The sequence below is a fragment of the Pseudomonas sp. RIT288 genome (assembly GCF_000631985.1).
Taxonomy (GTDB): Bacteria; Pseudomonadota; Gammaproteobacteria; order Pseudomonadales; family Pseudomonadaceae; genus Aquipseudomonas.
The window spans coordinates 1-23,882 of sequence record NZ_JFYN01000011.1 but is presented as its reverse complement, the minus strand read 5'-3'; the positions used below and the strand labels follow the sequence as shown (position 1 = coordinate 23,882).

General features: G+C 61.3%; 17 protein-coding genes. 9 read left to right on the top strand and 8 right to left on the bottom strand.

All coding sequences use genetic code 11. The annotated features are described in order from the left end of the window. Positions 1 to 155 precede the first annotated feature (155 nt). From prpF to BW33_RS11255, 5 genes are all read right to left on the bottom strand, one after another. Positions 156 to 1,346, bottom strand: a complete 1,191-nt coding sequence (prpF, locus tag BW33_RS11275) for a 2-methylaconitate cis-trans isomerase PrpF (protein ID WP_047599035.1) — start codon at positions 1,344 to 1,346, stop codon at positions 156 to 158. A gap of 54 nt (positions 1,347 to 1,400) precedes the next feature. Further along, on the bottom strand, positions 1,401 to 3,995 hold the full coding sequence (gene acnD / locus BW33_RS11270) for a Fe/S-dependent 2-methylisocitrate dehydratase AcnD (RefSeq protein WP_047599034.1): 2,595 nt from the start codon (positions 3,993 to 3,995) through the stop codon (positions 1,401 to 1,403). Between the two features lie 179 nt (positions 3,996 to 4,174). Further along, complete coding sequence (gene prpC / locus BW33_RS11265; protein ID WP_047599033.1) at positions 4,175 to 5,302, bottom strand: bifunctional 2-methylcitrate synthase/citrate synthase; 1,128 nt, start codon at positions 5,300 to 5,302, stop codon at positions 4,175 to 4,177. 137 nt (positions 5,303 to 5,439) lie between these two features. After that, positions 5,440 to 6,333, bottom strand: a complete 894-nt coding sequence (gene prpB, locus BW33_RS11260) for a methylisocitrate lyase (protein ID WP_003223269.1) — start codon at positions 6,331 to 6,333, stop codon at positions 5,440 to 5,442. Then, entirely contained in the window at positions 6,330 to 7,052 is a 723-nt protein-coding gene (locus BW33_RS11255; RefSeq protein WP_169432611.1) for a GntR family transcriptional regulator, read from the bottom strand. Before BW33_RS11255 ends, prpB begins: the two co-directional genes overlap by 4 nt. A gap of 356 nt (positions 7,053 to 7,408) precedes the next feature. Here BW33_RS11255 and rloA point away from each other — a divergent pair, with 356 nt between their 5' ends. The 4 genes from rloA (at position 7,409) to pabB (ending at position 12,029) form a co-directional block, all read left to right on the top strand. After that, positions 7,409 to 7,945: a retropepsin-like aspartic peptidase RloA gene (gene rloA / locus BW33_RS11250; protein WP_025110318.1), complete on the top strand. Its 537-nt coding sequence runs from the start codon at positions 7,409 to 7,411 to the stop codon at positions 7,943 to 7,945. Positions 7,946 to 7,950: 5 nt separating this feature from the next. Beyond that, entirely contained in the window at positions 7,951 to 9,486 is a 1,536-nt protein-coding gene (gene rloB / locus BW33_RS11245; protein WP_007960894.1) for an osmotic stress tolerance membrane protein RloB, read from the top strand. Continuing rightward, positions 9,486 to 10,472 (top strand): alpha-L-glutamate ligase-like protein, encoded by a 987-nt coding sequence (locus BW33_RS11240; protein WP_047599031.1) that lies wholly within the window; start codon positions 9,486 to 9,488, stop codon positions 10,470 to 10,472. Before rloB ends, BW33_RS11240 begins: the two co-directional genes overlap by 1 nt. A gap of 213 nt (positions 10,473 to 10,685) precedes the next feature. Further along, positions 10,686 to 12,029 (top strand): aminodeoxychorismate synthase component I, encoded by a 1,344-nt coding sequence (pabB, locus tag BW33_RS11235; RefSeq protein ID WP_047599030.1) that lies wholly within the window; start codon positions 10,686 to 10,688, stop codon positions 12,027 to 12,029. Between the two features lie 108 nt (positions 12,030 to 12,137). Here the strand turns inward: pabB and thrH are convergent, their stop codons facing one another. Beyond that, entirely contained in the window at positions 12,138 to 12,755 is a 618-nt protein-coding gene (gene thrH, locus BW33_RS11230; protein ID WP_047599029.1) for a bifunctional phosphoserine phosphatase/homoserine phosphotransferase ThrH, read from the bottom strand. Between the two features lie 163 nt (positions 12,756 to 12,918). On the opposite strand from thrH, the gene BW33_RS11225 reads away from it, so the two are divergent. From BW33_RS11225 to BW33_RS11215, 3 genes are all read left to right on the top strand, one after another. Continuing rightward, the gene (locus BW33_RS11225) at positions 12,919 to 13,653 is read left to right on the top strand and encodes a phosphoadenylyl-sulfate reductase (RefSeq protein WP_047599028.1); all 735 of its coding nucleotides are present in this window, start codon (positions 12,919 to 12,921) and stop codon (positions 13,651 to 13,653) included. A gap of 578 nt (positions 13,654 to 14,231) precedes the next feature. Next, positions 14,232 to 15,770, top strand: a complete 1,539-nt coding sequence (locus BW33_RS11220; protein WP_047599027.1) for an NCS1 family nucleobase:cation symporter-1 — start codon at positions 14,232 to 14,234, stop codon at positions 15,768 to 15,770. Between the two features lie 53 nt (positions 15,771 to 15,823). Then, positions 15,824 to 16,552 carry an aspartate/glutamate racemase family protein gene (locus tag BW33_RS11215; RefSeq protein ID WP_047292982.1) on the top strand — a complete coding sequence of 243 codons (729 nt, stop codon included), beginning with the start codon at positions 15,824 to 15,826 and terminating at the stop codon, positions 16,550 to 16,552. Positions 16,553 to 16,668: 116 nt separating this feature from the next. Here BW33_RS11215 and BW33_RS11210 read toward each other — a convergent pair whose 3' ends face one another. Next, on the bottom strand, positions 16,669 to 17,595 hold the full coding sequence (locus tag BW33_RS11210) for a LysR family transcriptional regulator (RefSeq protein WP_047599118.1): 927 nt from the start codon (positions 17,593 to 17,595) through the stop codon (positions 16,669 to 16,671). 126 nt (positions 17,596 to 17,721) lie between these two features. On the opposite strand from BW33_RS11210, the gene BW33_RS11205 reads away from it, so the two are divergent. Next, positions 17,722 to 18,468, top strand: a complete 747-nt coding sequence (locus tag BW33_RS11205) for a 3-oxoacyl-ACP reductase family protein (protein ID WP_047599026.1) — start codon at positions 17,722 to 17,724, stop codon at positions 18,466 to 18,468. 80 nt (positions 18,469 to 18,548) lie between these two features. Here BW33_RS11205 and BW33_RS11200 read toward each other — a convergent pair whose 3' ends face one another. Then, entirely contained in the window at positions 18,549 to 19,244 is a 696-nt protein-coding gene (locus tag BW33_RS11200; protein ID WP_027613306.1) for an HAD-IA family hydrolase, read from the bottom strand. Positions 19,245 to 19,490: 246 nt separating this feature from the next. On the opposite strand from BW33_RS11200, the gene BW33_RS30420 reads away from it, so the two are divergent. Next, positions 19,491 to 23,882: RHS repeat-associated core domain-containing protein (locus BW33_RS30420; RefSeq protein WP_047599025.1), on the top strand; the 4,392-nt coding region annotated here is incomplete at its 3' end.

Sequence of the window (23,882 nt, the reverse complement as noted above, 5' to 3'; positions counted from 1 at the left end):
CGTTGAGGGGACCTCGGTTCAGGCGCTGGATTTTTATTTTTGAAATGCAATCCCTGTAGGAGCTGCCGCAGGCTGCGATCCTTTGATCTTGTTTTTAAACAATCAAAATCAAAAGATCGCAGCCTTCGGCAGCTCCTACAGGGTTATGTGCAGGGTCAGAAGGCGTCGCCGGGGATGCGCACGTAGCCTTCCATCAACACCCGTGCACTGCGGCTCATGATGGCTTTTTTCACCACCCACTCACCGTTTTCCAGACTGGCCTCGGCACCCACGCGCAAGGTTCCGGAGGGATGGCCGAAGCGCACAGCGTTGCGCTCGACACCGCCTGCTGCGAGATTCACCAGAGTCCCGGAAATCGCCGCCGCCGTGCCAATCGCCACCGCTGCCGTACCCATCATCGCGTGGTGCAACTTGCCCATCGACAACGCACGCACCAGCAGATCGACATCAGCGGCGGCAATCGCCTTGCCGCTGGACGCGATGTAATCCGCAGGCTTGGCGACAAACGCGACTTTCGGCGTGTGCTGTCGCTTGGCCGCGTCGTCCAGATTCGAAATCAGGCCCATGCGCAACGCACCGTAGGCGCGGATGGTTTCGAACATCTGCAGGGCTTTCGGGTCGCTGTTGATCGCGCTTTGCAGCTCGGTGCCGGTGTAGCCGATGTCTGCGGCGTTGACGAAAATCGTCGGGATCCCGGCGTTGATCATGGTCGCCTGGAACGTGCCGACACCCGGCACTTCCAGTTGATCGATCAGGTTGCCGGTGGGGAACATCGAACCGCCGCCGCCCTCTTCTTCCGCCGCCGGATCGATGAATTCGACCTGCACTTCGGCCGCCGGAAAGGTCACGCCGTCGAGTTCGAAATCACCGGTTTCCTGCACTTCGCCGTTGGTGATCGGCACGTGGGCGATGATGGTCTTGCCGATGTTGGCCTGCCACACGCGCACCACCGCGACACCGTTGTGCGGAATGCGGCTGGCGTCCACCAGACCGTTGCTGATGGCGAACGAACCGACCGCTGCCGAGAGATTGCCGCAGTTGCCGCTCCAGTCGACGAACGGTTTGTCGATGGAGACCTGACCAAACAGGTAATCGACGTCGTGATCAGCCTTGATGCTTTTCGACAGGATCACGGTTTTGCTGGTGCTCGAGGTGGCGCCGCCCATGCCGTCGATCTGCTTGTCATACGGGTCGGGACTGCCGATCACCCGCAACAGCAAGGCATCGCGGGCCGGGCCAGGAATCTGCGCCGCTTCAGGCAGATCCTTGAGGCTGAAGAACACGCCTTTGCTGGTGCCGCCGCGCATGTAGGTGGCGGGGATTTTGATTTGTGGTGCGTGAGCCATGGTTGCTCCTCAAAGGCCCAAGGGACTCATCATCCCCTGGACGCTTAACTTGTTTTAAACGGCAACCGCCGACTCTTCGAGGAAGTCTTGGGCGAAGCGCTGCAACACGCCGCCGGCCTCGTAGATCGACACCTCTTCAGCGGTGTCCAGACGGCAGGTCACCGGCACTTCAACACGCTCGCCGTTGTTGCGGTGGATCACCAGCGTCAGGTCGGCGCGCGGGGTTCGGGCGCCGATCACGTCGTAGGTTTCGCTGCCGTCGATGGTCAGCGTGTGACGGTCGGTGCCCGGTTTGAATTCCAGCGGCAACACGCCCATGCCCACCAGGTTGGTGCGGTGGATGCGTTCGAAACCTTCGGCGACGATCGCTTCCACGCCCGCCAGACGCACGCCCTTCGCCGCCCAGTCGCGGGACGAACCCTGACCGTAGTCGGCACCGGCAATGATGATCAACGGCTGCTTGCGCTGCATGTAGGTTTCGATGGCTTCCCACATGCGCATCACCTTGCCTTCCGGCTCGACGCGGGCCAGCGAACCCTGTTTGACCTTGCCGTTTTCCTGGACCATTTCGTTGAACAGTTTCGGGTTGGCGAAGGTTGCGCGCTGCGCGGTCAGGTGGTCGCCGCGGTGCGTGGCGTACGAGTTGAAGTCCTCTTCCGGCAGGCCCATTTTCGCCAGGTATTCGCCGGCGGCGCTGTCGAGCATGATCGCGTTGGAGGGCGACAGGTGATCGGTGGTGATGTTGTCCGGCAGCACCGCCAGCGGGCGCATGCCCTTCAGCGGACGCGCGCCGGCCAGTGCGCCTTCCCAGTACGGCGGACGACGGATGTAGGTGCTCATCTCGCGCCAGTCGTACAGCGGCGCGACTTTCGGGCCGGTGTCTTCGTGGACGGCGAACATCGGAATGTAGACCTGACGGAACTGCTCCGGCTTCACCGACGACTTCACCACGGCGTCGATTTCTTCGTCGCTCGGCCAGATGTCTTTCAGGCGGATTTCCTTGCCGTCGACCACGCCCAGCACATCTTTCTCGATGTCGAAACGGATGGTCCCGGCGATGGCGTACGCGACCACCAGTGGCGGCGAAGCGAGGAACGCCTGTTTGGCGTACGGGTGAATGCGGCCGTCGAAGTTGCGGTTGCCGGAGAGCACGGCAGTCGCATACAGATCGCGGTCGATGATCTCTTGCTGAATCACCGGATCGAGGGCGCCGGACATGCCGTTGCACGTGGTGCAGGCAAACGCGACGACGCCGAAACCGAGTTGTTCCAGCTCCGTGGTCAGCCCCGCTTCGTCGAGGTACAGCGCCACGGTTTTCGAACCCGGTGCCAGCGAGGATTTGACCCAGGGCTTGCGGGTCAGACCAAGTTTGTTAGCGTTGCGCGCCAACAGACCGGCGGCGATCACGTTGCGCGGGTTGCTGGTGTTGGTGCAACTGGTGATGGCGGCGATGATCACCGCGCCGTCGGGCATTTGCCCCGGCACGTCATCCCACTGCCCGGAGATGCCTTTGGCCGCCAGATCCGCTACCGCCACACGGGCGTGCGGGTTGCTCGGGCCGGCCATGTTGCGCACCACCGACGACAGATCGAAGCTCAGGCCACGCTCGTATTGCGCGCCTTTCAGGCTGTCGGCCCACAGGCCGTTGAGTCTGGCGTACTGCTCGACGAGCTGCACTTGCTGGTCTTCGCGTCCGGTGAGTTTCAGATAGTCGATGGTCTGCTGGTCGATGTAGAACATCGCTGCGGTGGCGCCGTATTCCGGGGCCATGTTGGAGATGGTCGCGCGGTCGCCGAGGGTCAGCGCGGAGGCGCCTTCGCCGAAGAACTCCAGCCAGGCGCCGACGACTTTCTGTTTGCGCAGGTATTCGGTCAGCGCCAGCACCATGTCGGTGGCGGTGATGCCCGGTTGCAACTTGCCGGTCAGTTCGACGCCCACGCTTTCCGGCAGGCGCATCCACGAGGCGCGGCCGAGCATCACGCTCTCGGCTTCCAGACCACCGACGCCGATGGCGATCACGCCCAGCGCATCGACGTGCGGGGTGTGGCTGTCAGTGCCGACGCAGGTGTCGGGGAACGCCACGCCGTCGCGCACCTGGATCACCGGGGACATTTTCTCCAGGTTGATCTGGTGCATGATGCCGTTGCCCGGCGGGATCACGTCGACGTTCTTGAAGGCCTTTTTGGTCCAGTTGATGAAGTGGAAACGGTCTTCGTTGCGCCGGTCTTCGATGGCGCGGTTCTTCTCGAACGCCTGCTTGTCGAAACCGCCCGCTTCCACCGCCAGCGAATGGTCGACGATCAGTTGCGTCGGCACCACCGGGTTGACCTGCGCCGGGTCGCCACCCTGCTGGGCAATCGCGTCACGCAGGCCGGCGAGGTCGACCAGTGCGGTCTGGCCGAGAATGTCGTGGCACACCACACGCGCCGGGAACCACGGGAAGTCGAGGTCGCGTTTGCGCTCGATCAGTTGTTTCAGGGAATCGGTGAGCGTGGCCGGGTCACAGCGACGCACGAGATTTTCCGCCAGCACGCGGGAGGTGTACGGCAAGGTGTCGTAGCTGCCGGGCTGAATCGCCTCGACCGCCGCACGGACGTCGAAATAATCCAGGGAACTGCCGGGCAGGTTTTTGCGGAATTCTGTGTTCATCGGGTCAGGACTCGGGTCACGGTAGTTTCAAAGGGTGGGGCCTCCACACCGATCCCCTGTAGGAGCTGCCGAAGGCTGCGATCTTTTTATCTTGATCTTGATCTTGAAAAACAAAATCAAAAGATCGCAGCCTTCGGCAGCTCCTACAGGGGTTACGCTTTGTGGCTGGCCCTCACCATTCAGCGACGTTCGATTGGCACGAACTTGCGCTGTTCGACGCCGACGTACTCGGCGCTTGGACGGATGATGCGGTTGTTGGCGCGCTGTTCGAAGACGTGCGCGGCCCAGCCGGTCAGGCGCGAGCAGACGAAGATCGGCGTGAACAGCTTGGTCGGGATGCCCATGAAGTGGTACGCCGAGGCATGGTAGAAGTCGGCGTTGGGGAACAGTTTTTTCTGCTCCCACATGGTTTTGTCGATGGCTTCGGAAACCGCGAACAGCACCTTGTCACCGACTTCGTCGGCAAGTTTTTTCGACCAGCCCTTGATCACCTCGTTGCGCGGATCGCTGTCCTTATAGATCGCGTGACCGAAGCCCATGATCTTGTCTTTGCGTTCGAGCATGCCGAGGGTGCCTTTGATCGCCTCTTCCGGCGACGAGAAGCGCTCGATCATTTCCATCGCCGCTTCGTTGGCACCGCCATGCAGCGGGCCACGCAGCGAACCGATGGCGGCGGTGACGCAGGAATACAGGTCCGACAGGGTCGATGCGCAAACGCGAGCGGTGAAGGTCGAGGCGTTGAATTCGTGTTCGGCGTAAAGAATCAGCGATACGTTCATCACTTTGACGTGCAGTTCGCTCGGTTTCCTGTCGTGCAGCAGGTGCAGGAAGTGGCCGCCGATCGACCGCTCGTCGCTGACGCAGTTGATGCGTTTGCCGTCGTGGCTGAAGCGATACCAGTAGCACATGATCGCCGGGAACGCGGCGAGCAGACGGTCGGTCTTGTCGCGTTGTTCGGAGAAGTCTTTCTCCGGTTCGAGGTTGCCGAGGAACGAGCAACCGGTGCGCATCACGTCCATCGGGTGGGCGTCGGCGGGGATGCGTTCCAGCACTTCTTTCAGTGCCTGCGGCAGGTCGCGCAGCTTGCTCAGCTTTTGCTGGTAAGCGTCGAGTTGCGCCTGGGTCGGCAGTTCGCCGTACAGCAACAGGTACGCGACTTCTTCGAACTGCGCGTCTGCTGCCAGTTCACGCACGTCGTAGCCGCGATAGGTCAGCCCGGCACCGGCCTGGCCCACGGTGGACAGTGCGGTTTGCCCGGCAACCTGGCCCCGGAGCCCGGCGCCACTGAGTATTTTTGCTTCGGCCATTGCTGTCTCCAGTTTTCTTGAATTTGTATGGGAAACGTGTGGGAGCGAGCCTGCTCGCGAAAGCGTCGTGCCAGTCACTTTGTTATTGCCTGACTCACCGCTTTCGCGAGCAGGCTCGCTCCCACAGGGGATCTTGTTCAGCCTTTCTTTTGTGCAAACAACGCATCGAGCTTCTGCTCGAAGGTGTGGTAGTCGATACGGTCGTAAAGCTCCATGCGCGTCTGCATGGTGTCGATGACATTCTGCTGGGTGCCGTCGCGACGGATCGCGGTGTAGACGTTTTCCGCGGCCTTGTTCATCGCGCGGAACGCCGACAGCGGGTACAGCACCAGCGACACGTCGGCGCCGGCCAGTTGCTCGGTGGTGTACAGCGGCGTCGAGCCGAACTCGGTGATGTTGGCGAGGATCGGCGCCTTCACCCGGTTGGCGAACAGCTTGTACATCTCAAGCTCGGTGATGGCTTCCGGGAAGATCATGTCGGCGCCGGCCTCGATGCACGCGGCGGCGCGATCCAGAGCCGATTCCAGACCTTCAACCGCCAGCGCGTCAGTACGCGCCATGATCACGAAGCTGTCGTCGGTACGGGCATCGACCGCGGCCTTGATGCGATCGACCATTTCCTGCTGGGTGACGATTTCCTTGTTCGGACGGTGGCCGCAGCGCTTGGCGCCGACCTGGTCTTCGATGTGAATGGCCGCGGCGCCGAATTTGATCATCGACTTCACGGTGCGCGCCACGTTGAACGCCGAGGCGCCGAAACCAGTATCAACGTCCACCAGCAGCGGCAGATCGCAGACGTCAGTGATGCGCCGCACGTCGGTCAGCACGTCATCCAGGCCGGTGATACCCAAGTCCGGCACGCCGAGCGAGCCTGCGGCCACCCCGCCACCGGACAGGTAGATCGCCTTGAAACCGGCACGCTTGGCCAGCAGCGCGTGGTTGGCGTTGATCGCGCCGACCACCTGCAAAGGATGCTCGCTGGCGACCGCATCGCGGAAACGCTGGCCTGGAGTGTTCTGCTTGGAACTCATGACTCACCTCGTTCAGTGGCTGTCTTATTGTCGGCGCCGTCCTGGTAATGACGGGCGATGTTGCGTTTCGAGGCGCCGATGTGGCGGCGCATCAACAATTCCGCGAGTTCGCCGTCACGGTCGGCGATGGCATCGAGAATCCGGTGGTGTTCGGCGAAGGCCTGGCGTGGCCGGTTGGGCGTGGTGGAAAACTGGATGCGGTACATGCGCACCAGTTGATACAGCTCGCCGCAGAGCATCTGGGTCAGGGTGCGATTGCCGCTGCCCTGGATGATCCGGTAATGAAAGTCGAAATCGCCTTCCTGCTGGTAGTAGCCGACCCCGGCCTGAAACGCCGCGTCGCGCTCGTGCGTTTCCAGCACCCGGCGCAGTTCGTCGATTTCTTCGACGCTCATGCGCTCAGCCGCCAGCCGACAGGCCATGCCTTCAAGGGATTCGCGAATTTCGTAGAGTTCGAGCAATTCGGCGTGACTGAGCGAGACCACCCGCGCGCCGACATGCGGTACGCGCACCAGCAGGCGCTGGCCTTCAAGCCGATGAATGGCTTCGCGCAGCGGCCCGCGGCTGATGCCGTAGGTGCGCGCCAGCTCGGGCTCGGAGATCTTGCTGCCCGGGGCGATCTCGCCTTTGACGATGGCTGCCTGGATACGCCGGAAGACGTTTTCCGAGAGCGTCTCGGAATCGTCGCCGCTGATGACCGGGGGATCGAGTTGATCCAGCATGATTGTCGACACCTTTAAATCCAATGCGGCAAAAAGTAGTCAATTAGCCCGCATCAGTCAAAGGAAAAATAGACATTGTCGACAATCGTCTAATAAGCCGAAAAGATCGCAGCCTTCGGCAGCTCCTACATTGGATTCGCGTACCCCCTGTAGGAGCTGCCGCAGGCTGCGATCTTTTGATCTTTTATAGACCGGCCCCAGCGCTGGCGCCATAAAACCACCGTGCTAGAATGCCGCCCGCATTTGCTGGCCATTTGTACGGCTTGTCATAAAAAGCTGATAGGCACACGAAGGGGATTGCGCAGTATTGCCAGGAACCTGAACCGAAAACGGAACGCTGCGCACCAGGATTTATGAGACTCAAGCCCTTCCCCACATTTTTTGCGCTGTTTTGCCTGCCCGGCCTCGCCGCGGCGGGGGAAAAAACCGTGTACGGCCTCAACGAATATGCATCGCTTGACGGCATCAATCTGCAGGTCGCGGCCAAACTCGACACTGGCGCCAAAACCGCCTCGCTGAGTGCCCGCGACATCAAACGCTTCAAACGCAACGGCGAGTCCTGGGTGCGTTTCTACCTGGCGATCGACGCTGCGCATTCGCACCCGATCGAAAGGCCGCTGGCCCGGGTCAGCAAGATCAAGCGCCGCGCCGGCGACTACGACCCGGAAGAAGGTAAAAAGTACACTGCGCGCCCGGTGATCGAGCTGGATATCTGCATGGGCACGGCGCTGCGCAGCATCGAAGTGAACCTGACCGACCGAAGTGCGTTCCAATATCCGCTTTTGATCGGCTCCGAAGCCTTGAAACGCTTCGACGCGCTGGTCGACCCCAGTCTTAAATACGCTGCCGGCAAACCCGCCTGCACCATCGCCGCTCATACCGCCGAGTAATTTCCATGCGTTCTCTAACCTTCCACCTGAAAATCCTGATCACCATTCTGGTGCTCCTGGGCGTTTCGGTTACGGCCTATCAGATTTTCGTGCTCGGCATCCCGGTGACCGAAGACGCCACCGACGACCTGTGGAACATCGACGCCAAAGTCGAGTTCGTCGCCAGCACCAAGGATCCGGTGAAAGTCCAGATGTTCGTGCCGCCGCTGAGCCGCGATTACGTCAGCCTCAACGAAAGCTTTATCTCCAATAACTACGGTGTGGCGGTCAACCGCGTCGACGGCAACCGCAAGGTCACCTGGTCGGCGCGCCGGGCCAAGGGCAACCAGACCCTTTATTACCGCCTGGTGCTGACCAAACGCTACACCGCGGAAAAATCCAAGATCAAAGGCCCGACCTTCCGCGACAGCATTGCCATCGAAGGCCCGGAAAAAATCGCCGCCGAAGCCCTGCTCGCGCCGATCCGCCAGCACTCGGCCGACGTCGAAACCTTCATCGGCGAAGCGATCAAACGCGTCAACAACGCCAACGACGACAACGTCAAACTGCTGCTGGCAGGCGACCCGTCGACGCCGCACAAGGCGAAGATCGTCGAACTGCTGCTGTCCATCGCCCACGTGCCGGTGGAAAAAGTCCACACCATCCGCCTCGTCGCCGACCAGCCGCAAACCCCGGAGCTGTGGCTGCGCAGCTTCAATGGCAACGACTGGCTGTACTTCAACCCGGAAACCGGCGAGCAAGGCCTGCCGACCGACCGTCTACTGTGGTGGACCGGTGATGAGAACCTGATCACCATCGAGGGCGCGAAAAAAGCCAACGTGACCTTCAGCCTGAACAACAGCGAGATGAACGCGATTCGTCTGGCCAAGCTGACCGACGAAAACACCGACGCCAACTTCCTCGAATACTCGCTCTACGGCCTGCCGCTGCAGACCCAGCAGACGTTCATGATCATGGTAATGATCCCGATCGGGGTGCTGGTGATCCTGATCCTGCGCAACCTGATCGGCTTGCAGACCCTCGGGACCTTTACCCCGGTACTGATCGCCCTGGCCTTCCGCGAAACGCAACTGGGCTTCGGCATCCTGCTGTTTACCGTGATCACCGCGCTGGGCCTGTCGTTACGTTCGTACCTGGAACACCTGAAGCTGCAGATGCTGCCGCGTCTGTCGGTGGTGTTGACCTTCGTGGTGGTGCTGATTGCCGCCATCAGCCTGTTCAGTCACAAGCTTGGTCTGGAGCGCGGTCTGTCGGTGGCGCTGTTCCCGATGGTGATTCTGACCATGACCATCGAACGCCTGTCGATCACCTGGGAAGAACGCGGCGCCAGCCATGCCATGAAAGTGGCGATCGGCACCCTGTTCGCCGCCTCGCTGGCACACCTGATCATGACCGTGCCGGAACTGGTGTACTTCGTGTTCACCTTCCCGGCGATCCTGCTGATTCTGGTCGGTTTCATGCTGGCGATGGGGCGTTATCGCGGCTACCGCCTGACCGAGCTGGTGCGTTTCAAGGCTTTCCTGAAGAAGGCTGACGCCTGATGTTCGGTTTCTGGAAGACCTGGAAAGCTCTGGAGGCGCGGGGCATCATGGGCATCAATCGGCGTAACGCCGACTACGTGCTCAAGTACAACAAGCGCAGCCTGTACCCGATCGTCGATGACAAGATCATCACCAAGGAGCGCGCCATCGCTGCCGGCATTCACGTGCCGGAACTGTACGGCGTGATCTCCACGGAGAAGGAAATCGACAAGCTCGACGCGATCATCGGCGGGCGTAACGACTTCGTGATCAAACCGGCCCAGGGCGCCGGCGGTGACGGCATCATTGTGATCGCCGACCGCTTCGAGGGCCGCTACCGTACGGTCTCGGGCAAGATCCTCGCCCACGAAGAACTCGAGCACCACATCTCGAGCATTCTCACCGGTCTGTATTCGCTGGGCGGCCACCGCGACCGCGCACTGATCGAGTACCGGGTGACCCCGGACCAGATCTTCAAAAGCATCAGCTACGAAGGCGTGCCGGACATCCGCATCATCGTGCTGATGGGCTATCCGGTGATGGCGATGTTGCGCCTGCCGACCCGTCAGTCCGGCGGCAAGGCCAACCTGCACCAGGGTGCCATCGGTGTCGGTGTCGACCTCGCCACCGGCCTGACCCTGCGCGGCACCTGGCTGAACAACATCATCAACAAACACCCCGACACCACCAACGCGGTGGACGGCGTGCAACTGCCCTACTGGGACGGTTTCATGAAACTCGCCGCTGGTTGCTATGAGCTGTGCGGCCTGGGCTACATCGGTGTGGACATGGTGCTGGATCAGGAGAAAGGCCCGCTGATTCTCGAGCTGAATGCGCGGCCGGGGCTGAATATCCAGATTGCCAACGACTGCGGGCTGACCCTGCGTACGCACGCGGTCGAGGCGCATCTGGAAGACCTGAAGGCGCGTGGGGTGACCGAGTCGGTCGAGGAACGGGTGGCGTTTACTCAGGAGATGTTTGGGCATATTCCGGCGGTCGAGGGCTGATCCCACACCGAGTCGCGGCCTTCGCGAACAGGCTCGCTCCTACAGGAAAATGCGTTCCAATGTGGGAGCGAGCCTGCTCGCGAAGGCGGACTTCCGGTCACCGCATGTTTCAACGCTGCCCCCAATCTGCTCATCCCCGACATCCCCTCTAGGAGCAACTCCCGCAGAGGACTACAATCCCCACCCCGCCTCGATGGCCGATCTGCCCCGCCCATGTTGACCTGTTCTGTACACCCGCTACCCTACCGCGCCAACCCCGCCGACTACTTCGCGGCCATCCGCCATGCGCCCGGCGCCGTGCTGCTCGACAGTGGCCGGCCGAGCGCTGACCGTGGCCGTTATGACCTGCTCAGCGCCTGGCCGCTGGAACAACTGGCGGTGTTGCCCGACGAAAGCGGCAGCGTTTTCCTGCAACGCCTGCGCGATAATCTGACCCGTCTGGGCGAAGCGCAGTTGCCTGCCGAATATGACCTGCCATTCGCCGGCGGCCTGATCGGCTATCTGAGCTACGACTTTGGCCGGCATCTGGAACACCTGCCGAGCCAGGCCCGGGACGATCTGCATTTGCCCGACGCGCGGTTCGGTCTGTACGACTGGGCGCTGATCAGTGATCACCAGACCGCCACCAGCCAATTGGTATTTCACCCGTCATTGGCCGACAGCGAGCGGCAACGGCTGATCACGCTGTTCAGCCAACCGACTTCAGTGACGCTGACGCCGTTCAAGTTGGACACGCCGATGACTGCCGATCTGTCGGCCGATGACTATCGCCGGGCGCTGGAACGCATTCATCAATACATCCAGGCCGGCGACTGCTATCAAGTCAACTTCGCCCAGCGTTTCCGCGCACCGTGTCAGGGCGATCCGTGGCTGGCCTATTGCGCGTTGCGCGAGGCCTGCCCGACGCCGTTTTCCGGCTTCCAGAGCCTGCCCGACGGCGACGCGGTGTTGAGCCTGTCGCCGGAGCGTTTCGTCAAAGTCAGCCAGCGCCAGGTGGAAACCCGCCCGATCAAAGGCACCCGCCCGCGCGGCCTGACGCCTGTCGAAGACGCCGCCAACGCCGCCGAACTGCTGGCCAGCCCCAAGGATCGCGCCGAGAACCTGATGATCGTCGACCTGCTGCGCAACGACCTCGGCCGCACCTGCCGCATCGGCTCGGTGCGGGTGCCGGAGCTGTTCAGCCTGGAAAGCTATCCCAACGTGCATCACCTGGTCAGCAGCGTGACCGGTGAACTGGCGGATGACCGCGACGCACTGGATTTGATCGCCGGCAGCTTCCCCGGTGGCTCGATCACCGGCGCACCGAAGATCCGTGCGATGCAGATCATCGACGAGCTGGAGCCGACCCGGCGCGGTTTGTATTGCGGTTCGTTGCTGTACCTGGACGTACGCGGCGAGATGGACAGCTCCATCGCGATTCGCAGTCTGTTGGTCAAGGATGGGCAGGTGTGCTGCTGGGGTGGTGGCGGGATCGTTGCTGATTCGGGCTGGCAGGCGGAGTATCAGGAGTCGATTACCAAGGTCAAAGTCCTGCTCGATACCCTGCAAAGCCTCTGAATGACACAACCCCTGTAGGAGCTGCCGCAGGTTGCGATCTTTTGATCCTGTTTTAAAAAATCAAAATCAAAAGATCGCAGCCTGCGGCAGCTCCTACAGGAATCGGGTTTACTGGGACAGGTCGCGGTTCGAGGCCTTGAGGAATTCCTGCTTCAACTCGGCAAACGTATGCACCGCAGGGAACTGCGGGAACTCGCGAATCACGTTGTCCGGCGCATGGAACAGAATCCCCGCGTCCGCCTCGCCGAGCATGCTCGTGTCGTTATACGAATCACCGGCCGCAATCACCCGGTAGTACAGGCTTTTGAACGCCAGCACCGACTGACGCTTGGGATCTTTCTGGCGCAGTTGATAGCTGGTCACCCGCCCGCTGTCGTCAGTGATCAGGCGATGGCAGAGCAAGGTCGGAAAGCCCAGCTGACGCATCAGCGGCTGGGAGAACTCGTAGAAAGTGTCCGAGAGGATCACCACCTGGAAGCGCTCGCGCAACCAGTCGACGAACTCCACCGCCCCATCCAGCGGCTTGAGCGTGGCAATCACTTCCTGAATGTCCGAGAGCTTCAGGCCGTGCTCGTCGAGGATGCGCAGGCGCTGCTGCATCAACACGTCGTAATCGGGAATGTCCCGGGTGGTGGCCTTGAGGGATTCGATTCCGGTTTTTTCAGCGAAGGCGATCCAGATTTCCGGCACCAGTACCCCTTCAAGATCCAGGCAAGCAATTTCCACAAGACACTCCCGTTTGTAGTGATTATTGAGTCGAGCGAGCCCGAACTCTAGCGACTCCCCCGCGACCGCGCAACGCAGCGGACGCCCCCTATCCCGCCGCTTTTTGTTAACATCGCCGCCATATAGAGCGCCCAGCGCCACCGACCTGTAGGAAGCCGCCCTGATGAGCCCAACGTTCGATGTCGTGGAACTCGCCACGACCTATGCCAACAAATCCGCCCAGGACATCCTGAAACTCGCGTTCGCCGAGTTCGGTGACGAGCTGTGGATATCTTTCAGCGGCGCCGAGGATGTGGTGCTGGTGGACATGGCCTGGAAGCTGAACAAGAACGTCAAGGTGTTCAGCCTCGACACCGGCCGCTTGCATCCGGAAACCTATCGCTTCATCGATCAGGTGCGCGAGCACTACAAGATCGATATCGAACTGGTGTCGCCGGACTACACGAAACTGGAACCGTTCGTGAAGGAAAAAGGCTTGTTCAGTTTCTACAAGGACGGCCATGGCGAATGCTGCGGCATCCGCAAGATCGAACCACTGCGCCGCAAACTGTCCGGCGTCAAAGCCTGGGCCACCGGCCAGCGCCGCGACCAGAGCCCGGGCACCCGCAGCGCCGTGGCGGTGCTGGAGATCGACACCGCGTTCTCCACGCCCGAGCGCACCCTGTACAAGTTCAACCCGCTGGCGCAGATGACCAGCGAAGAGATCTGGGGCTACATCCGCATGCTCGAACTGCCGTACAACAGCCTGCATGAACGCGGCTTCATCAGCATCGGCTGCGAACCGTGCACCCGCCCGGTGCTGCCGAACCAGCACGAACGCGAAGGCCGCTGGTGGTGGGAAGAAGCGACGCAGAAAGAGTGCGGGCTGCATGCGGGGAATATCATCAGCAAGACCTGATCTCCAATTCCAGCGACATCCCCTGTGGGAGCGAGCCTGCTCGCGAATGCATAGTCTCAGTCGACATCTTCGTTGACTGATCCAACGCATTCGCGAGCAGGCTCGCTCCCACATTTTTCACCTGCGCGACCTTAAAAATGTGTACACACGAACGTCACCATCGGTGCCATTTATGTGTGCACTTTTTGTTTTCGCGCCCTGAAAAGTTACATCCCTGCTGAACTCCCCTGCGCTTTGCCATCTGCGCAAAATCCCCCGCAAAAATAAATACCTGTTCAATCGGTCAATTTATAACCCCATTTTTTCAAACAGTTAGCGCTCATCGATAACTTTTCGAAATGAGCGCAGCGCTGCATAGATCGCTGATTGGCACAGATCTGGCTTTAGTGCATACATGTTTTGTATACAAAACTGCAAAACATCAATCCACACTTTCGATCCGCATGCCTGAAGCGCCCTATCCCGTACAGGCTGCAGATGCCCCGTAACCAGTGATGCCTGCTGGCCGCGACGAAGATTTGTCGAGCCCTGAGCTCATGCACAGTCATCGCGGCCCCGCCCATCAGGAGCCTGCCGGAATGCGTACAAGTCTCTCCAACAACATCGCGCTGAATCTGCCCGCCTCTGCCCTCGACCAGCCATTGCCCGACGCGGGGCTGGCTCAACCGTTACAACTCAGCCCGCGCCTGCACAACAATGACCTGGCACCGACCCGGGCCGAAGGTCGGCGCTGGGGCAAATACAGCATCTTCGCCCTGTGGACCAACGATGTGCACAACATCGCCAACTACTCGTTCGCCATCGGGTTGTATGCATTGGGTCTGGGGGGCTGGCAGATTCTGCTGTCGCTGGGGATCGGCGCGGCGCTGGTGTACTTTTTCATGAACCTGTCCGGCTACATGGGACAGAAAACCGGGGTGCCGTTTCCGGTGATCAGCCGGATCAGTTTCGGCATCCACGGCGCGCAGATTCCGGCGTTGATTCGCGCGGTGATCGCCATTGCCTGGTTCGGCATTCAGACGTATCTGGCGTCAGTGGTATTTCGAGTGCTGCTGACGGCGATTCATCCCGGTTTCGCCGATTACGACCACAACTCGATCCTCGGCCTGTCGACGCTGGGCTGGGTGTGTTTCGTGGCGATCTGGTTCGTGCAACTGGCGATCCTCGCCTACGGCATGGAAATGGTTCGCCGCTACGAAGCGTTCGCCGGCCCGGTGATTCTGCTGACCGTCGCCGCCCTCGCCGCGTGGATGTACACCCAGGCCAACGCCACGATTGCCTGGTCGATCCGCGAACCGCTGAGCGGTGGCGAGATGTGGCGCAACATATTTGCCGGCGGTGCCCTTTGGCTGGCGATCTACGGCACGCTGATCCTGAATTTCTGCGACTTCGCCCGCTCCTCGCCATGCCGCAAGACCATCAAGGTCGGCAATTTCTGGGGCCTGCCGGTGAACATTCTGGTGTTCGCCGCCATCACCGTCCTGCTCTGCGGTGCGCAATTTCAGATCAACGGGCGGATCATCGAAAGCCCGACCGAGGTCATCGCTTCGATCCCCAATACGTTCTTTCTGGTGCTCGGTTGCCTGGCGTTCCTGATCGTCACCGTGGCGGTGAACATCATGGCCAACTTCGTCGCCCCAGCCTTCGTCCTCAGTAACCTGGCGCCGAAGTACCTGACCTTCCGCCGCGCCGGGCTGATCAGCGCGACCATCGCCGTGCTGATTCTGCCGTGGAATCTCTACAACAGCCCGCTGGTGATCGTGTATTTCCTCTCAGGTCTCGGCGCCCTTCTCGGCCCGCTTTACGGGGTGATCATGGTCGACTACTGGCTGATCCGCAGAGGCCGGATCAACGTCCCGCAGTTGTACAGCGAAGACCCCGACGGCGCCTATTACTACAGCCGTGGAGTGAATTTCCGCGCCGTGGCGGCGTTCATTCCGGCAGCGCTGATCGCCATAGTCCTGGCACTGGTGCCGGGCTTCCACAGCATCTCGCCGTTCTCCTGGCTGGTGGGCGCCGGCATCGCCGCGATGCTCTACCTGATCATCGCCAAGCGTCAGCCGCACTACGCCGACGTCAGCGGCGAATCGATCGCCGTCGACAACGTCAGCCATTAACTTCCTTGCGGCCCGGGTTTGGGCCGCTGAACTGCCCGCAATAAGGACTTCTCATGCGTATTCTTGTGGTCAACGTCAACACCACCGAATCCATCACTCAGGCCATCGCCCGCTCGGCGCAAGCGGTCGCCGCCCCCGGTACGGAAATCGTCGGCCTGACGCCGTTCTTCGGCGCCGACTCGGTGGAAGGCAATTTCGAAAGTTACCTGGCAGCCATCGCCGTGATGGACCGGGTGATGTCCTACGATCAACCGTTCGACGCGGTGATTCAGGCCGGTTATGGCGAACACGGTCGCGAAGGTTTGCAGGAACTGCTCAACGTCCCGGTGGTGGACATCACCGACGCTGCTGCCAGTACCGCGATGTTTCTCGGCCACGCCTATTCGGTGGTAACCACGCTGGATCGCACCGTGCCGCTGATCGAGGACCGGCTGAAACTCTCGGGCCTGTGGGATCGCTGCGCCTCAGTGCGGGCCAGTGGCCTGGCGGTGCTGGAACTGGAGCACGAACCACAGCGCGCGCTGGAAGCCATCGTGCAACAGGCGGAACTGGCGGTGACTCAGGACAAGGCCGAAGTGATTTGCCTGGGTTGCGGCGGCATGGCCGGGCTGGATGAACAGATTCGTCGCCGCACCGGGGTGCCGGTGGTGGATGGCGTGACGGCGGCGGTGACCATTGCTGAATCGCTGGTGCGGCTGGGGTTGTCGACGTCCAAGGTGCGGACTTATGCGACGCCACGGCCGAAGCAGATCATTGGCTGGGCGGAGCGTTTTGCCCGGTAGACCGCGTTATCGTTCTTCGCGAGCAGGCTCACTCCCACATTGGATCTATGATGTCCAAAAATCTCCTGTAGGAGTGAGCCTGCTCGCGATGGCCGCAACTCGGTCAAAAGCCAAACTCAGACAGCACTGAACCGCCGAGCCAACCCCCGCTCCGCAAACTGCTCAATCACAAAATCCACAAACGCCCGAGTCTTGCCCGGCAACAATTTATGCTCGGCGTAGTAGATCGAAATGTTGCCGTCATCGATGTACCAGTCCGGCAGCACGCGTTGCAAAGTGCCCGCGTCGAGGTAACTCACGGCAAACGGCATGCTGACCAGTGCGATCCCCAGCCCCTGTGCTGCCGTGGCGCAGGCGGCTTCGGAGTCGCTCATGGTCATTCGCGTCTTTAGGGTCAAGGGCTGACAGAGCTGACTGCGGCCACTGATCAACTGCCAGGAGCGCACTCGACCGGTCTGCGGCGAACGAATCAGGATGCCATCGTGACGTTGCAGGTCATCCGGTTCGGCGATTGCTTCGTGCCTTTGCAGATAGTCAGCAGACGCCACCAACACGCGATGCGCGGGTGTCAACTTGCGTGCGACCACGCCTTGGGGCAATTCAAAGCCCCCGCCAATCGCCGCATCGAAACCTTGCCCTATCAAATCGACCTGACGGTTATCAAAATGCCAGTCAGGGTTGATCGCCGGAAACCGACGTAAAAATTCTTGCAGCAATGGCACGATGTACAAACGCCCGAATACCGTGCCCATGCTGACTTTCAACGTCCCCGCCGGCAGCCCTTCCACACTCGACAGATTGGCCACGGCATTCTGAATCGTCGTCAGACTGCCACTGACCTGACTCAAAAACAGCTGACCGGCCTCGGTCAGGGTCAGGCTGCGTGTACTACGCTGGAACAGCCGTACACCGAGCCGCACCTCGAGCTTCGCCACACTCTTGCCGACGGCGGCCGGGGTCAGGCTCAAGCGCCGGGCGGCTTCGGCAAAGCTGCCGACTTCGGCGCTGCGCACGAAGCATTCGATACTGCTGAAAGTTTCCATGATCGCCACTATAAACTTCTGGTTTACACAGACTATAGCAATCATGGCCTACACGGTTGTCGATGCGAGGCCGATACTCGGCTCCAACAACAAGGCAGTCCGCCTTGAATTTTCTGGAGATCGAACATGAGCAATCAACACCTCAGCGGCAAAGTCGCTCTGATTCAAGGCGGTTCCCGTGGTATCGGTGCCGCCATCGTCAAACGTCTGGCCGCCGAAGGCGCCGCTGTCGCATTCACCTACGTCAGCTCCACCGCCAAGGCCGAAGAGTTGCAGAACAGCATCACCGCCAGCGGCGGCAAAGCCTTGGCGATCAAGGCCGACAGCGCCGATGAAGCCGCAATCCGCAATGCCGTCAGCGCCACCGTCGAAGCCTTTGGCCGCCTGGATATTCTGGTGAACAACGCCGGCGTCCTGGCCATCGCGCCGCTGGAAGACTTCAAACTGGAAGACTTCGACCAGACCCTGGCGATCAACGTACGCAGCGTGTTCATCGCCTCTCAGGAAGCCGCCAGGCACATGGGCGAAGGCTCACGCATCGTCAACATCGGCAGCACCAACGCCGACCGCATGCCCTTCGGCGGTGGCGGGGTGTACGCGATGAGCAAATCGGCGCTGGTCGGCCTGACCAAAGGTCTGGCCCGTGATCTCGGCCCGCGCGGCATCACCATCAACAACGTGCAACCCGGCCCGGTCGACACTGACATGAACCCGGCCCATGGCGATTTCGCCGAGAGCCTGATCCCGCTGATGGCGGTGGGCCGTTACGGCACTGCCGATGAAATTGCCGGTTTCGTCGCTTATCTGGTGGGCCCGGAGGCCGGTTACATCACCGGTGCCAGCCTGACCATCGACGGTGGTTTTGGCGCCTGATTGCGCTGAATCCCGGGAACAAAAAACGCCGCGCCTCTTTGCAGAGGGCGGCGTTTTTTTTATCGGCGCTTATCGGCAGATCAAGCCCACTCCAGCGCCGGCAAACCGCAGGCACTCGGGGTAAACGCTTTGAGCGTGCGCAGAATCCCGTCGGCGTGAGCGTATTTTTCATCAGCCATGGCCGCGTCGGGAATCGCAATGGCAGTCATCCCCGCCGCTTTCGCGGCGGTGACGCCAAACGGCGAATCCTCGAACACCAGACAATCCTCAGGCGCGACGCCCAGACGCCGGGCGGCGGTGAGGAAAATGTCCGGCGCCGGTTTCGCTGCGCCAACTTCCGGGTCATCGGCGGTGACAATGAAATCGAACAGCGCAAACCAGTCGCGGTGCAAGGTGGTTTTCTGACCGAACGACTGCCGCGACGAACTGGTGCCCACGGCGATCGGAATGTTGTGCGCCTTGAGGTGGCGAATCAGCTCCTCCGCGCCCGGCATCGCCTGGGCCTTGGGAAAGCGTTCGCGCATCAGCGGTTCGCGGATCAGCAGAAACTCTTCGGCGCTGATCGGCAGATCCAGCGCCTGCACCACGTAGTTCGCCAGATCATTGGCGCCACGACCGATGATGTTCTGTTTGACGCTCCAGTCGAAGGTCCGCCCGTAACGCTCGGCAATGAGCGAGGTGACCTCGGTGTAAATGCCTTCGGTGTCCAGCAGCAAACCGTCCATGTCGAAAATCACGGCCTTGATCGGGCCAAACGTCTTCATCGGTGCATTCATCATCGGATCCGTTATCAAAAACATCCCGGGCGGCCCAGCCGGCGCCGCTGCGCGGATCTGATTAATGGGTTCAGCAGCATAGCGAGGCCAGCGGACATTGAGCAACGGGCAATGTTTACGGGCCGTGGAATGTCTCGCTGACAATTAGCGAAATACCCTACAGATAACGCCTACTTTCCCGACTTCTTTCCGTTTTGATCCCCCGCAAAGTCCGCGCACCTCTTTCACGTGCGCGAGTGCTTGCAAATGTTCCAAACCGATCGGCTCCTGGCCCTGAACAACAGCATCGGCCTGCTGGTGGTCGCCGCCCTGAACCCGCAACACCCGGACTTCGAAACACTGATCCGCGAGTTCCGCCTGAGCCTGAACAACTACGAGGCCTGGGCCGAGCAGTTCTGGACCGGGTCGGCGCTGGAGGTCGAGCAGGTGTTCAAGGTCGGCGACGACGTGCACCTCAGCGCGCCCGTCAAATCCCGCCAGCCGCTCCAGACCTCGGTGGTCATGTGCCCCGCCAGCGGCCCGTTGACCCTGGTGCACCTGTTCGAGACGGCGCGCTTCGTACCGATCGGCAATACCCCGGTGATGCTCGAGCCGGTGATCAGCGAAGTCGACGGGGTATTGAGTTTCGGTGAACCGCTGCGCCATACCATCGGCCCCAGCGGCATTCTGGAAGTGCGCGACTGCGACCGGGGCCAGCGTTATCGCATCACCTTCTTTCCTGATGTTTCCACCGACCATATCCAAGCGCTGTACGCCTCCTATGAAGAGATTCTGGATGGGTTGGTGGTCTGGCTTCGTCAGGAGTGGCACGGGTTTCAGCCGCTGTGGACGGAGTTTTCCGGCGCCGGTTTCGCTGATCGTTACCAGCAGTTGCAAGAGGCCGATTGGCGCGGTTTCGAGAAAGCCCTGCACGACATCTGGGATGACGTTAAACAGCTGTTTGGCCTGCTCGCCGACCTGCAGGCCAACAGCGAAAAACTCCTGCAGTACCTGAGCGATGTCGAGCTGCAAGCGCTGCTCGACGCCTCCCGCGAGGCCATCGCCAATGGCTTGCTGATCCTCAGTGACGAGCCGTTGCTGTTTATCCATCTGACAGCGTTTAGCAGTTGGTTGAAGATGCTGCCGCCGCAGTACCTGGCGGAAGTGGTGGCAGAAGTTCGGGTCGAGCTGTTGATCAGCTTTTTGCTGATGCGCGTTTCCGGCGGCGTTGGCGTGCCCGTGAGACTGAGCAGCAAGGTGCTGAGCAAGATCAAGTCGCCCCGGGCGCGGGAATGGCTGGCAGCGTCGGCGCTGCGCCTGAGCGAACTGCCCTCTACTGCGGATCTGAGCAAGCACGCGAGTGCGTTGAAGCCGTTGATGGTGCACGCGCGCGACGTGCCGTTGAAGCCGACGCCGGCGATCCCGTTGAACATTCGTCAGACGGACGCCGTGGTTTTGTCCGTGCCGAATCCGGTACCGATAGCACGGGACAAGTCCCGTGGCACGACCCGGATGGAGCGTCACGAACCTCACGACGACGCTTCGAACCAGGCGAAAAACCCCAACGGCGACAGCGCCGATTGCGCGCCGCTGACCTGTACCAACGGTTGCCCGGTGTCGATGGTCACCGGTGAAGAACTGCTGACCCTGACCGACGGCACGCTCGATGGGCGCCTTCCGTTCGAGTTCACCCGGTTGTACCGCACCAGCGCGGTGGAGATCGATGTCGGGCTGGGGTTTGGCTGGAGTCATTCGCTGGCGCATCGGCTGGAGTTCGATGGCGATGCGGTGATCTGGGTCGATCACGAGAATCGCCGAACGCGGTTTCCGTTGCCCAGTGTTGAGCGGCCGCAGATTCACAACAGCCTGTCGCGGGCGGCGATTTTTCTCGGCGATGAGCCGGAGGAATTGATCCTTGCGCTAGCGGGGGATGCGGCGCGGTTTTATCACTTTCGCGCCGGGCGGTTGGTGGCGGTCAGTGATGCGTATGGCAATCGTCTGACCGTTTCTCGCGATCATCAGCAGCGGATTTTCCGGCTGGACAATGGCGCGGGGCGCTCGCTGCTGTTGCGCTACGACCGGGCGCATCTGATCGGCGTTGATTATCAGGTTTGGCGCGACAGCGACTGGCGCACCGAGCAAACGCTGGTCAGTTATTGCTACGACGCCCGTCAGCGTTTGTTGGCCGCGACCAACGCCGTCGGTGACAGCGAACGTTACGACTACGACGACCAGCACGTCATCCTGCAGCGGCAACTGACCGGTGGTTCGAGCTTTTTCTGGGAGTGGCAGCGCTCGGGCAAGGCGGCGCGTTGCGTGCGGCACTGGGCGTCGTTCGCGCAGATGGACACGCGTTACGTCTGGGCCGATGACGGCAGCGTCGCGGTGCACTACGTCGATGGCAGCGAAGAAACCTACGTCCACGATGACAGCGCACGGCTGGTGCGCAAGGTCGAGGCCGATGGCGGTGAGCATCTCAAGGCTTATGACGATCAGGGCCGGCTGATCGCCGAGCAGGACCCGCTGGGCGCGGTCACTGAATACCGCTACGACGACGTCGGACGGCTGATTGCGCTGCTTCCGCCGGACGACGAGCCAACGTCCTACGAATACCGCAACGGTTTCCTGCACAGCCGTTCCCGCGGTGAAGCGGTCTGGACGTTTCGGCGTAACGCCGAGGGGGATGTCACCGAGGCGGTCGATCCTGACGGCCAGGTCACCCATTACTACTACGACACACGCGGGCAGTTGCTGTCGATCCGCTACCCGGACAGCAGCCGGCACACGTTGTCATGGAACGACCTCGGCCAACTGATCGAGGAAACCCTGCCCGACGGTGGAGTGCGGCGCTTTTCCTACGATGCGCTGGGGCGCCGGACGACCACTTGCGACGAACACGGTGCGATCACCCATCAACAGTGGGACGCCGTTGGCCGGCTGCTGCAGACGACGTTGCCTGGCGGCGCCACCCGTGCCTACAGCTACGGCGCCTACGGCCAGGTCACTGCCGAGCGCGACGAGCTCGGGCGCATCACCCGCTACGAGTATGACGACGACCTGCATCGGGTCTCGCGCAAGATCAACCCCGACGGCACGCGGGTGCAGTATCGCTACGACCATGCGCAGTTGTTGCTGACGGAAATCGAGAACGAATCCGGGGAAAAGTACCGACTGGACTACACGTCCACCGGATTGATCCGACAGGAAACCGGCTTCGATGGTCGGCGCACCGCTTACGCCTACGACCGCAACGGGCACCTGCTGGAAAAGACCGAGTTCGGTGATGACGGCTCGACGCTGGTCACCACTTACACGCGTGATGCGGCCGGGCGTCTGCTGCTCAAGACCCTGCCCGACGGGGTTGAGGTGGCTTACACCTACGACCGACTGGGCCGTTTGACCGGGGTCGATGACAGTCAGAAACATCCACTGGCCTTCGAATACGACTTGCAGGATCGGCTGATCACCGAGCATCAGGGCTGGGGCACCTTGCGTTATGCGTATGACGCCTGCGGCCAGCTCAAGCGCCAGCGTCTGCCGGACAACAGCACGCTCGATTTCCACTACGTCAAGGGCGGTGCGCTGACGGCTATCGACCTTAATGGCACGCGGCTGAGCAGCCACGTCTATCAATCGGGTCGCGAACAACAACGGCAACAAGGCCTGCTGCTCAGCGACTATGCCTACGACGAGCAGGGCCGTTTACTCGCCCACGCTGTAGGTCATCAGCACGAATCGCTGTATCGCCGCGATTACGCCTACAGCGCCAACGGCAATCTGGAGCACATCGCCGACAGCCGCCACGGCCAGCGCACCTACGGTTACGACGCCCTCGACCGCTTGATCCGCGTGCGCCACTCGCGTGACGAACTGCCGGAATCGTTCGCTCACGACCCGGCCGGCAACCTGCTGATGCAGGAACGCACCGGCCCGACCCGGATCAAGGGCAACCGCCTGCTGATGCAGGGCGACCGACACTACGACTACGACGCCTTCGGCAACCTGATCCGCGAACGCCGTGGCCGCGACCAGCAACTCGTCACCGAATACCGCTACGACTGCCAGCACCGCCTGATCGGCCTGACCCGCGCCGACGGCCAAACCGCGTCCTACCAATACGACGCCTTCGGCCGGCGCATCCGCAAAACCGTCGACGGCCAGACCACCGAATTCTTCTGGCAAGGCGACCACCTTGTCGCCGAAAGCAGCAAAACCCACCACCGCAGCTACGTCTACGAACCCGGCACCTTCCGCCCGCTGGCGCTGCTCGACGGCAAAGGCCCGAAAAAGGCCTGCCCCTTTTATTACCAACTCGACCACCTCGGCACCCCGCAGGAACTGACCGACTACAGCGGCGAAATCGTCTGGTCGGCGCAATACGACGCCTACGGCAAAGTCGCGGCGATCACCCTGGCCGGCGAGGACTACCTGGACCAGCCGCTGCGCTTTCAGGGGCAGTATTTCGACGCGGAAAGTGGGCTGCATTACAACCGGCATCGGTATTACGACCCGAGGTTGGGACGGTATCTGACGCCGGATCCGGTGAGGCTCGCAGGTGGGTTGAATCAGTACCGGTATGTGCCGAGTCCGACGGGGTGGGTGGATCCGTTGGGGTTGAGCTCGAATTGTCCGCCGCCGAACAAGCCGGGTTGTACGGTG

Bases quoted from the DNA above. Each gene is read 5' to 3' on its own strand.
- prpC (WP_047599033.1), bottom strand. From the start codon at position 5,302: ATGGCCGAAGCAAAAATACTCAGTGGCGCCGGGCTCCGGGGCCAGGTT.
- BW33_RS11200 (WP_027613306.1), bottom strand. From the start codon at position 19,244: ATGAATGCACCGATGAAGACGTTTGGCCCGATCAAGGCCGTGATTTTC.
- BW33_RS11240 (WP_047599031.1), top strand. From the start codon at position 9,486: ATGTTCGGTTTCTGGAAGACCTGGAAAGCTCTGGAGGCGCGGGGCATC.
- prpF (WP_047599035.1), bottom strand. From the start codon at position 1,346: ATGGCTCACGCACCACAAATCAAAATCCCCGCCACCTACATGCGCGGC.
- prpB (WP_003223269.1), bottom strand. From the start codon at position 6,333: ATGAGTTCCAAGCAGAACACTCCAGGCCAGCGTTTCCGCGATGCGGTC.
- rloA (WP_025110318.1), top strand. From the start codon at position 7,409: ATGAGACTCAAGCCCTTCCCCACATTTTTTGCGCTGTTTTGCCTGCCC.
- BW33_RS11215 (WP_047292982.1), top strand. From the start codon at position 15,824: ATGCGTATTCTTGTGGTCAACGTCAACACCACCGAATCCATCACTCAG.
- BW33_RS11220 (WP_047599027.1), top strand. From the start codon at position 14,232: ATGCGTACAAGTCTCTCCAACAACATCGCGCTGAATCTGCCCGCCTCT.
- rloB (WP_007960894.1), top strand. From the start codon at position 7,951: ATGCGTTCTCTAACCTTCCACCTGAAAATCCTGATCACCATTCTGGTG.
- BW33_RS11210 (WP_047599118.1), bottom strand. From the start codon at position 17,595: ATGGAAACTTTCAGCAGTATCGAATGCTTCGTGCGCAGCGCCGAAGTC.
- acnD (WP_047599034.1), bottom strand. From the start codon at position 3,995: ATGAACACAGAATTCCGCAAAAACCTGCCCGGCAGTTCCCTGGATTAT.
- BW33_RS11225 (WP_047599028.1), top strand. From the start codon at position 12,919: ATGAGCCCAACGTTCGATGTCGTGGAACTCGCCACGACCTATGCCAAC.
- pabB (WP_047599030.1), top strand. From the start codon at position 10,686: ATGTTGACCTGTTCTGTACACCCGCTACCCTACCGCGCCAACCCCGCC.
- BW33_RS11205 (WP_047599026.1), top strand. From the start codon at position 17,722: ATGAGCAATCAACACCTCAGCGGCAAAGTCGCTCTGATTCAAGGCGGT.